Consider the following 11,648-nt stretch of genomic DNA (forward strand, 5'->3'; position numbering starts at 1 on the left):
TATTTGACCAATACAACCATAAATAGCTGCAGCGCCTAGTAATATACCTAAATATCCCCCAATCAATTTTATAATAGCTATACCAGTAAAGTCAGCGATTGCTAATAAGAAGAATAAAATAGATACCAAAGCAAACAATATTTGAAGAATTTTTGTATGCTTTAAAGAGCTTATAAACATCAAACTTGTAAAAGAACCAAATAAAAGTAGATAAAATCCCATTGAAATCGGATCAGCTGGTTGAACTCCCCCTATACCTGGTAAAATCCAGATCATTACCATTGAAATCCAAAAAAATCCAAATGAAACAAATACCGTCGCACCGAAAGTATTTTGAAATTTCATTTCAAAAATTCCTGCAATAATCTGAGCTATTCCTCCTAAACAAGTTGCAGCTGCCAATATAACCATTGAAAGTTCTGTTATTCCTGCATTATGCAAACTGAGTAATATTGTAGTAATTCCAAATCCAAAAAGACCTAATGGAGCTGGATTAGCAAATGTATTTCCTGATGTCATATTAATACCATAGTTTTTCTAAATTTTATTTTTAAGTTTAATTTAATATTTTTTAATAAAAGGCTACAAATTATTAAAATATTTAGAACGTTAGATATAGTTCTAACAATATTATAAAAAGTTTGAGCATATATAGATTAATTGTTATTATATTTAAACACTAAGGTTAATAAACCTCTTTTATGTTGTAGAATTGAATTTTTATTGAATGAAACAATATCTAAAAAATAAATGCAATTTAATAAGATAACTATTTCATTTAATAAAAAAATTAAGGTTTAAAAATAATTTAATTATAATTATATACATAATATTGAATAAATTATAAAATTATTAGAAAATATAAAACTAAAATATAAAAATAAAATAAAAAACTAAAATAAAAAACTAAAATATGAAACTAAAATATGAAACTAAAATATGAAAAATATAGAACTAAAATAAAAAATTAAATTAATAAGATAGTTAAATTTATATAATATAACAATTGTTATATTAATTAATATGGTAAAAATATTTTCTAATAAAATGAGATTTTAAATAAAAAGAGAGATAAAGATGACAGATTATTTACTATTAAAAGCATTATTACTTACAGAAGGTGTGCATTCAGATAAAGAAAGTTTAGAAGGAGTAGGAACTAAATATAAAGAACAAAATCATGGACTTTTTGGTTGGGACTTTGAAACCCACAAGGAAATAAAACTTCCAGATGATTTTTATCTTCCAGATGGAACTGTAGTTCAATATCGTTTAAATTCATCTTCACAATATAATATTAAAAAAGTTGATGAAAATTTAATATTATATAAAAATGAAGATTTTATTTGCGAAGTAAAATGGATGGATCGACCAAAATATTATAATAAAAAAACAAAGACTGGAAAGGAAATGGTTAAAATAGGACAGCTTGGAGGAGAAGATTGTTTATTCTTTTGTTTCCAAAACTATTGTTCAAATTTTAAAAATAATAATCAATGTTCATTTTGCAACCTTGTTCCAACATCAAAAACATATAATTCAGTAGTTAGAAAAAAAGAAGCTCAAGAAATAGGAGAAGTCGCAGCTGCAGCATTTAACGAAGGTCAAGCAAAACACATAAATATGACCGGAGGATGTTATATAAGTGGAAAAGAACTTGAAGTAGTTGGTAATATACTATCTGAAATGAGAAGATATACAGGATTAGAAAAAATTCCAGGATTAGTTGCACCAGCACCAGCAAAAGGAGATAATATACAAGGATATTACGATACAGGTATAGAAACACTTAGCTTTAATATGGAAATATGGGATCCAGAATACTATAAAGCAATATGTCCTGGAAAATCTTCAAGCACAAGTCATGAAGAGTTTATAAAATCTATTAAACAAGCTGTGGAAATTTTTGGAGAAGGAAAAGTTTATGTAGCTATGGTAATGGGATTAGAACCAAAAGAAACATTTTTAGAAGGAATTGACTTTTTATCAAATTTAGGAGTTAATATAATTCCATTTGTATGGGCTCCAAACCCAGGATCGAAATTAGAAGGACATAGAGCACCATATGCTAACTGGTATAAAGAAACAATACGAGAAGCTTCTGATATTGTATATGAACACAAAGTTCCATGGGGATTAGAAAATCACTGCTATAAATGTGATGGAAACTCCCTTTTACATGATGCTTTGAGATTAAAAGGAATTGAATGATAATAATAAAAATAATTATAGTAATAATGATAATAAGATGATAATAGCTTGAATAATAATAGTAATAATAATAGTAATAATATTAATGATTTTAATAAATTTAATAAATTTTAATAAATTGTGATAAAAGTTGATAATAAAAAATAATAAAGTAATATAAATAATAGCTAAAATTAAGAATTTAGAAATTAGAATTTAAAATTTATGAAGTTAAAGATTAAAAATTTAGAAATTAAGAATTACAAAGGAGTAAGAAATTGAAATATAACTTTGATAAAATAGAAAATAGAAAAAATACTTCATGCCTTAAATGGGATATGATGGAAGATATATTTGGTTGTGATGATTTAATTCCAATGTGGGTTGCAGATATGGATTTTCCCTCACCTCAACCAATAGTTGAAGCTATTAAAGAGCGTGCAGATCATCCTTTCTTTGGATATACACAAGCTCCTCAAACATTAATAGATGCAGTTGTTGAAAGGGTAAAAAATAAATTTAAATGGAATATAAAACCTGAATGGATTGTATTTACACCAGGAGTTATATCTGGATTAAATATAGCTCTTAAGTCGCTTACCCATCCAGGAGATAGAGTTATACTTCAAGAACCATGTTATCATCAATTTTTCCCAGTTGTTAAAAATAGTGGCTGTCAGATAGTAACAAATCCACTTAAATTAGTTGACAAAAAGTATGAAATAGATTTTGAAAATCTAAAAGAAATATTTTCCTATAAACAGGGACATAACCCATACTACAAACCAATAAAAACCATCATATTTTGCAATCCAAATAATCCCACAGGAAGAGTTTGGAAAAAAGAAGAAATAGAAAAACTTGGAAATATAGCTATAGAAAACAATTTAACTGTTATTGCAGATGAAATACATAGTGAAATTCTTCTAAATGGAAATAAGCATACTACCTTCGGATCAATATCAAAAGAATTTGAAGAAAATTGTATTGTGTGTATATCACCAAGTAAAACATTTAATTTATCAGGAATACATATATCTCCAATAATAATACCTAATGAAAAGATTAGAAGAGAATTTATAGCTACAATGAATGGTATAGTTCCTTCACCAGACATATTTGCATATACAGCCCTTGAAGCAGGATTTAGATATGGTGATGATTGGTTGAAACAAGTTTTAGAATATTTAGAAGAGAATTTAAACCTTTTAAAAGATTATTTCAAAGATATTAAAGGTATGACACCAATTATTCCTGAAGGTACTTATCTAGTATGGATAGATTGTAAAAACCTTGAAATGGATAATGAAGTGTTAAATGAGTTTTTAAAGAAAAAAGCAAAAGTATGTCTTGAGGATGGATCATTATTCGGAAAAAATGGGGAAGGTTTTATGAGGATGAATATAGCGATGCCTCGTCCACTTCTAAAAGAAGCATTGAAACGAATAAAAAATGCTGTTGATACATTAAATTTATAAATATCTTACAAATTAATTATGAATTATTGATTTTCATCCTTTTTTAGTTGCTATTGCACAAATCCAATTATTACCTTCATTTTTCTTAAATATATTTATATCAATAAAATTAGAATCATTTAAAGCTGATTTAAGATCATTTTCTGAATAAATTTTCATATCCAATAAGTCTATATAATCACTCATTTTTTCAAGAATATGTTCTTCACCAGCAGCTTCATTACAAATAAAAATCTTACCATCTTTTTTTAATACTCGATTAACTTCTTTTAAATCTTCAATAAAATCTGGCCAAAAGTAAACTGTTTCAAACCCTGTAACAATATTAAAGGTTTCATCTTCAAAAGGAAGCTTTGATACTGATCCTTGAATTATCTCAACTTTTCCTTCTTTTATAGCTGTTTTGTTAAAATGTTCAGATTTTTCAACACTAATTTCAGAATAATCCAACCCATAAACTTTTCCATTTGGAGCCATTTCACTAAATCTTTTTACATTAACTCCACCACCACAGCCAATATCAAGAACTACATCATTATTTTCAACATTTAAATGACTAACGCCCCACCTAGCTAATTTTTCATGAGATTCATTCATTCTTTCAATCATCTGAGAGCCTAATTCTCCCTTAGGTTTACGTGCATTGATTATTAATTTTTTATCCATAAGTCATACCCACATATATTATTTAATTTTATATTTAATTTTATACTATTAAATTTATACTATTAAAAATATTGTTTTAATATAAATTTTTATATCATTTGAAAATAAAAAGAGAAATAAGTATAATAAAAAAAGTATAATAAAAAAAGTATAGTATATTTAATAGCTAGACCAATGAAAAATTAAAAAAGTAAATAAGTTATATATTTAATAAGACCAACTATTAAAATAAGAGAAGAAGATTACTATATTAATAATAATTACTTACCACATGCACATATATGTATATACAAATTTAATATTTTTTATTATATTGAAAATATATTTTTAATATCTATTTTATTTATATAAAACGTTAAAACAATTAATTAAAAATAAAAAAAATAAATATAGAATATATTATATGTAATATATAATATATGTTATATAATATAGAATATATGATATAAAATATATAATATGTAACATATAATATATGATATTACTCAAATCTATCCATTTTTATATTTAACTCTTCTTCAACAGAACTATAAATATTATTTAAGTGGTTAAGTAACTGTGAATTTAAAATAATAGATTTATCCTTACTAAAATCAGGGTTATTTGAACTTTGATTTTTAACATTATTAATAATATTACAATAATCCTCAATCAAATGTCGAATATTTTTAGGCATATAATAAAAATCATGAATATTATGACGAGTTATTTCAAAACTGTAATAAATATTTTTTCTACTTTCAATAACACTATCTGTAGATTTAATAAGAGAATCAGATTCAATATCCTCTAAAGAATCCTTATTTTTAAACAAAAGATCAAATAAATCTAATAAAACTCTTTCTTTATCTTTATACCTTAGCTCAAGCTTTAAATTTTTTTCACTATATCTTAATTGTTCCCTAATAACTTCTTTTTGCTCATTAAGCTCTTTTTTTAATCTTTCATCTTGATTAGAAAGTTCAACAGTTAAATTATCAACCTCTGTTTTTAATTGAATTTGTAACCTCTCATCAGCTTTTTCAACCTGTTTTCTTACCATTAAATCATTTTTATAATTTGTATAAATTAAACCCATAAAAGCTAATAATGATGATGAAATTGCTATTGTATCTCCCAGCTGAAATCCATAACCATCTAATATAAAAGCTATTATGGATAACATTAATAACCCAATTATTAAAATATAATAACTTCTATTATTCATGAATTAATATTTATTAAAACAAATATTTATTTCTTTATACAAAAAAATTAAACTAAAAATAAAATTAGATAAAATAAATAAAAAAATAAGTAGATTAAAGAATTTAAAAAAATAAAAAAATAAATGAAAAAAAAGATAAATGAAAATTTAGAATTAATCTAAAAAACATCTATCTATTTTATATTAACTTTTCTTAAGCTTTTACTGGAATAATAATACTTATTTCCAACAAATTTTCCTATAACACTAGTTTTCCCCTTAAAATTAATCTCCTTAAGGTTTAGTATAGCTATACCTTTACTATTAGTCTTTGCTTTACCAACATATTTATTTTTGATATAAAACTTAATATAGCCTTTAGAAATGTATTTTTTAGCTTTAAGATTAATAAGCTTAATAGCAATTTTTCCTCTCTTTTCAAACTTACCTAAAAACTTAGGTTTAGAAAGTAAGGATTTAGACTTAGAAACCTTAATATTCTTGTTTGAAACAAAACTATTATAAATATTATCAGAATTAAATACAGCTTTAATCTTTTTTGTTCCAACAAATTTATTAGCTAAATATTTATAAGTTGCCAGACCTTTAGAATTTGTTCTAACAGTTTTAACTTTAACATTGTTAACATAAAAGCTCACTAATTTTCCAGATAATGCTTTACCAGTACTATCTTTTAAAACAGCTTTTAAAGTTATGTAATTATTAAAACTACCTTTAACAGAACTCATAGTTAAAATAGTCTTTTTCTTATTAATTTTAATAGTATTAGTGTTACTTTTTGAGGAATTGTAATCTTCAGCACCATCAAATGAAGCAAACCAATTTGAATTCATAGCTTTATTGAAAACACTGTAATAAACAGCTAATCCATTAGCATCAGTCTTGTTTTGACCAATAAAAACTCCATTAAGATAAAAACGAACAACTTGATTAATAAGTGGATTACCATCTTCATCTGTTAAAACAGCCGAAAATTTAACCTTGTTATTAACAAATCCATCAATTTTTATAATGTTAATTTTAGTCTTTTTTGGATCTTCTTTTTCAGCTACTATTATTTCAGCATTTTTAACAGAAACATTATTTCTACCAGCAGTAGTATTATAATTACCAGATAGAGAATAAGATCCTAAATTATCTAAAATTATAGTATAATTAGCTAAACCTTCATTTACTGGGACTAAATAAGTCACTCCATCGACTATAAAGCTAACATGACCACCTGTAATAGGATTACCCATATCATCACAAATAGTAGCATTCAATTTTACAGTAGTTCCATTTAAAACTTTAACAGTGTTGTTTCCTAAGAAAGTTAATATTACATTGTTTATTGATCCATTATTATAGATATAGTTTCCTTTAATATTAGCAGAACAGTTAGTCATTGTATTGTTTTTGATATTTAATGTTCCATTGTTATATATTGCTCCACCAATATCTGCATGTTCATTAGAAAATTTTGAATTAATTATATCTAATTTAGAACAATTATTACTGTTGTATACTGTTCCACCAAGCTTTGCAGAGTTTTTAGAAAATGTACAATTATTTACTGCAATTATTCCCCAATATGCAGAAGGGAACTCATAATAGCCATAGTTAAATATAGCACCACCATTTTCTCCTGCAATATTAGAAACGAATGAACTGTTATTTATATTCATAATTCCAAGGCAGTTTGAAATAGCACCACCATCATTTACTGCAGTATTATTTTCAAGCTTAGAATTTGAAATATCTACTTTAGAATATGTATTATAATTATATACTACTCCACCAGCTTTTGCAGAATTCTTTGAAAAAGTACAGTTATCTATTGTGACATTTCCCCAGAATTCGGATGGGAAATTATAATGACCATAGTTAAATATAACTCCACCATTTTCACCTGCAGTATTATTAGTGAATCTAGTATTTTTTATATTCAAAATTCCAAAGTAATTTGAAATAGCTCCACCATTTCCAGTTAGTGCATTATTATTCTCAAATATAGAATTTGTTATGTTTCCATAAGGTACAGAATTATAACCAGCAAAGATAGCACCACCATCAACACCAGCAGTATTATTTATCAATGTACAATTATCGATTACAAACCAATCAATTTCAGTTGTGACATTATCACCAGAATAGATAGTTGTATAAGTATTAGCTAGTTCAAGAGCTCCTCCATTAGCTTCAGCAGTATTATTAATAAATTCTGAATTTTTTAGAACTAAATTTGCAGAATGATCATAAATAGCACCACCAGAAGCAATATAACCAGTACCTTTATCAATAGCTTTATTTCCAATAAATGAACAGTTGATAATATAAGCAGGAGCAATATTTAAGAATATAGCACCTCCACGATTTGCATCATTTTCAATGAATTTACTGTTTGTTATTGTAGTGTTACTTCCTGGATAATTACTACTATCTGCATAAATTGCACCAGCATAAGTATTAGCCCTATTATTAATAAATGTTGAATTATCAATAATTAAGCTACCATAACCACTATTTTGAACAGCACCAGCATAAGTTGAAGTAGCAGAATTGTTTCTAAATATTGAATTTTTGATTATTAAAAGACCCCATGACTGGATAGCACCAGCTTCACCAGCAGTATTATTTTCAAAAATACACTTATCAATGGTTAGATTTCCACCAAATTGAACATGAATAGCTCCACCATAACCTGCATAATAGCTTGTAGAAGCATTACCATTAGCAAGGATAAGATTAATTAAGGTTAAAGAAGAGCCTTTATCAATATTAAACAACCTTGTAAGATAATTTCCAGAGATAATTACAGGATTAGATGGATCTAAAGAAGTTATAGTAATAGTTTTATTAATTTCCCAAGGTTCAATTGGCATATATCTATGACCAACATCAACTTCACTAGTAAGGATGTATAAACCACCAACACCTTTAATAATATCATTAAAGTTAGCTGCATCAACAGCTTGCTGTAAAGTTCTATATCCTTTATCACCAATAAACCATTTATAAACAGCTTGCTCAACAATTACATTAAAAGTTTGATTATCAATTCTTGCTTGGATTAAACCAGCATTTTCACCACCAGTAAATGATATATAAGAAGTACCATTTATTAATAAGACATTTGTCCCATTAAATGATCCAGAACCAGAAGTAACATTTAAAACAACAAAATTATCAGGTAAAGGATTTGATAAATTATTATATGTTGTACCATCAGTGACAGTGTTTAGTTTAACTGTAATATAAAAAATTTCACCAGTATAAACTTTAGTAGTATTAATAGTCATTATCACCCAATAATCAACATTTACACAAGTTGGCTTAGTATTAGTTCCCCACCAATTATAATTAGCAGTTACATTTCCACCATTGTTTTTTATAATAGTATTATTGAGGATAGAGTAACTTATATTTAAATTACCAGTATTATTAATAGCTAAATTATTTGAACCACCTTTCTTGTTATTGATAGTTGAATATGTAATAGATAATTTTCCACTTCTAACAACAATTGCACCATTAGTTGAGTTAGCATTTAGTGTTAGTCCATAAAATGAAACATTTCCAGAAACAATATCAAATATCTGTTCATATCCATTTCCATTAATATCATTTCCATTAATTACAACAGTTCCATTAGCTATAATCTCTAAATCATTATTAATAACTAAATTACCTTCATTATAAGTTCCATTTAAAATAACAATTTTATTAGAACCTCCTTGAGCTGTAGCAATTTCAATAGCTTTTGAAATAGAAGCAACAGGTGAATCTTTTGAACCAATATTTGAGTCAGTACCTGTTTTAGACACATAAACAATACCAGAATACTGAGAACCTACAGTGAAATTAAACTTTTTAAAATTACTTGGAATATTAAAGTTTACTGATTCATAACCGACAGTTGAAGCTGTATAAATCATAGACCCATTAGTATTAATTGTAATTGAATCTTGGTCAAATGAACCTAAAGTAGCATTAGCTTTAATTGTAATATATGGCATTATTTCTGAAAGTGTATAATTGTTTACTCCATCAGTATACTTAGTAAAGTCAATTGTGAAATTAATTTTATCTCCAGGATCAGTTTGTCCTGTGGAATTTGAATTAATTAATAAAATAACCCATTTTGTAATATTTACTCCACTAGATACAGTTAAATTTCCTGGTTTACTATTATTTCCCCAGAAATTATAATCAGCTATAGCTTTAATTCCACTTTTTGTATAAATTCCATTTAAACCAGCACTATTTGTAGCAGTATTGTTAATGAAATTACAATAAGTTATGGTTAAATTATTGTCCTGAACATTAATAACTCCACTATAAGCTTGAGAACCAGTAGCAGTATTATTTACAAATGAAGTTCCATTAATTGTAGTTATCATAGTTGTATAAATTACAGCACCATATGAACCGCTATTATTAATAAAACTACAATTATTAATTATTAAATAACGACCAGCATTTCCATTTCCACCACTTACAGAGCCAGTATTAATTGAACCAGCATTACCATTACCATTAATAAAAGTTAAACCTTCAAATCTAGCATATTTAACTGAAGATGCAGAAAAAAAGAACTGTCTTTTATTATTACCATCAATAATTACATTACCGACACCAATAATAGTAAAATTAGCAGTTACAGTATAATCTTCAACATAATAATATCCTTCTTCAACAATTATTGTATAATTGCCTCCAAGTGCTGCATTTTGGGTTAATGCTTTTGTTATTGTGGCATAAGGATTATCTTCAGAACCATTACCTGTACTATCACTTCCTCTACTACTAGAAACATAAATAACAGTAGAAGGAGTTATAGTATTAACAACAACAGTTCCATTAAAAATATTGGACCCATAATCAACTGTGTTTGAGCCAGAATATGAACCTGTAATTATATAATTACCAGTTTGGTTAAATGTATAATTGTAAATAGCTATTCCTTCATTTAAAGAAGTAGAATAAGTATTTCCCCCAATTATAAAGTTTACAGTTCCACCAGTAATTGGATTTCCCATATCATCAGTAACAGTAGCATTTAATACAAAACTATCACCTTTTGTAACATTAACAGTCATATTATTTAAAAAAGATAGATTAGTAAATCCTAATTTACCAGCATTATAATAGATATAATTACCAGTCGGTGCACTACAATTAACCATTGTATTATTATTTAAAATTACATTACTATTTCGAACTACAAGAGCCCCTCCAGTAGAAGTAGCATTATTTGAATTAAAGTTCGAATTTTTAATATTTACAAGTGCACTTGAACCATAAGAATAGATTGCTCCACCATTTTTTGCTTTATTGAATTTGAAAGTAGAACCCTCAATATTGGTTTTACCACTTCCAGAATAAACTGCCCCTCCATCTTCAGAAGCAGTATTAGATTCAAACGTACAATTAGTAATATTTAAAGTCGAATAGCTAAACCCATCAATAGCAACAGCAGAACCATATTCTGCATTATTGTTTTTAAAATAGCTATTACTAATATTTAGATTTCCTCCACCTTGATAGATGGCACCACCATAAGTAGAATATCCATCTTTAGCATTATTATTAGCGAAATAACAATTATCAATAGTAGTAGTTCCATCACCTATATAAATAGCTCCTCCACCATCATAGATATAATCATTCTCATTATTTCCATTTATAAAAGTAACATTTATAAAAGTAACTTCAATGTCAGAATCTATTAAAAAAATTCTTCCATTATTTCCAGCATCTATTATTACACTATCTCTATCTTCTCCAACAATCCTAACCGATTTAGTTATTTCATAACCAGAATCATCATAAACACTATAAGTTCCATTTTTTACAAAAATAGAACCTCCTTTATCTATTGCTTCTTGAATATTGTTAAATGGGTTATCTATTGATCCATTCCCCCCACTTTGAGCATTAGCCGAAACATAATGGTCATAAGTATTAGGATCTTCTGCAAAAGCTGAAGGCATAGAAATGGCTATAAATAAAAATACTAAAATAATTATTATATTTTTTTTATTAGCTTTCATTTTTATATATTTCCCCTTAATTAAATCTCGTTTTTACGATTTTAAAAATCTTTTTAATAAATTTTAAAGATT

General features: G+C 26.2%; 6 protein-coding genes (1 of these 6 only partly in view). 2 read left to right on the forward strand and 4 right to left on the reverse strand.

Annotated features, from left to right (window positions below; translation table 11 throughout):
* On the reverse strand, nucleotides 1–519 hold the 5' portion of the coding sequence (locus MBBAR_RS02945) for an acetate uptake transporter (protein ID WP_080459784.1). The gene continues 39 nt to the left of window position 1, outside the view; only the first 519 of its 558 coding nucleotides appear in the window; it begins with the start codon at nucleotides 517–519; its stop codon lies off the left edge, out of view.
* A 558-nt stretch (nucleotides 520–1,077) separates the two neighbouring features.
* On the opposite strand from MBBAR_RS02945, the gene MBBAR_RS02950 reads away from it, so the two are divergent.
* Both MBBAR_RS02950 and MBBAR_RS02955 read left to right on the forward strand, forming a co-directional pair.
* Entirely contained in the window at nucleotides 1,078–2,211 is a 1,134-nt protein-coding gene (locus MBBAR_RS02950) for a radical SAM protein (RefSeq protein ID WP_080459785.1), read from the forward strand.
* Nucleotides 2,212–2,468: 257 nt separating this feature from the next.
* On the forward strand, nucleotides 2,469–3,668 hold the full coding sequence (locus tag MBBAR_RS02955; RefSeq protein ID WP_080459786.1) for a MalY/PatB family protein: 1,200 nt from the start codon (nucleotides 2,469–2,471) through the stop codon (nucleotides 3,666–3,668).
* A gap of 33 nt (nucleotides 3,669–3,701) precedes the next feature.
* On the opposite strand, the gene MBBAR_RS02960 is transcribed toward MBBAR_RS02955, so the two are convergent.
* From MBBAR_RS02960 to MBBAR_RS02970, 3 genes are all read right to left on the reverse strand, one after another.
* Entirely contained in the window at nucleotides 3,702–4,334 is a 633-nt protein-coding gene (locus tag MBBAR_RS02960) for a class I SAM-dependent methyltransferase (RefSeq protein WP_080459787.1), read from the reverse strand.
* 481 nt (nucleotides 4,335–4,815) lie between these two features.
* Nucleotides 4,816–5,499: a hypothetical protein gene (locus MBBAR_RS02965; RefSeq protein ID WP_080459788.1), complete on the reverse strand. Its 684-nt coding sequence runs from the start codon at nucleotides 5,497–5,499 to the stop codon at nucleotides 4,816–4,818.
* Nucleotides 5,500–5,714: 215 nt separating this feature from the next.
* Nucleotides 5,715–11,576: a beta strand repeat-containing protein gene (locus tag MBBAR_RS02970; RefSeq protein WP_080459789.1), complete on the reverse strand. Its 5,862-nt coding sequence runs from the start codon at nucleotides 11,574–11,576 to the stop codon at nucleotides 5,715–5,717.
* Nucleotides 11,577–11,648: the final 72 nt, after the last annotated feature.

Source organism: Methanobrevibacter arboriphilus JCM 13429 = DSM 1125 (genome assembly GCF_002072215.1).
Classification (GTDB): Archaea; Methanobacteriota; Methanobacteria; order Methanobacteriales; family Methanobacteriaceae; genus Methanobinarius; species Methanobinarius arboriphilicus.

What these genes read in the sequence shown, in the direction of transcription:
- MBBAR_RS02970 (WP_080459789.1), bottom strand. Translation starts at nt 11,576, where the DNA reads ATGAAAGCTAATAAAAAAAATATAATAATTATTTTAGTATTTTTATTT.
- MBBAR_RS02950 (WP_080459785.1), top strand. Translation starts at nt 1,078, where the DNA reads ATGACAGATTATTTACTATTAAAAGCATTATTACTTACAGAAGGTGTG.
- MBBAR_RS02960 (WP_080459787.1), bottom strand. Translation starts at nt 4,334, where the DNA reads ATGGATAAAAAATTAATAATCAATGCACGTAAACCTAAGGGAGAATTA.
- MBBAR_RS02965 (WP_080459788.1), bottom strand. Translation starts at nt 5,499, where the DNA reads ATGTTATCCATAATAGCTTTTATATTAGATGGTTATGGATTTCAGCTG.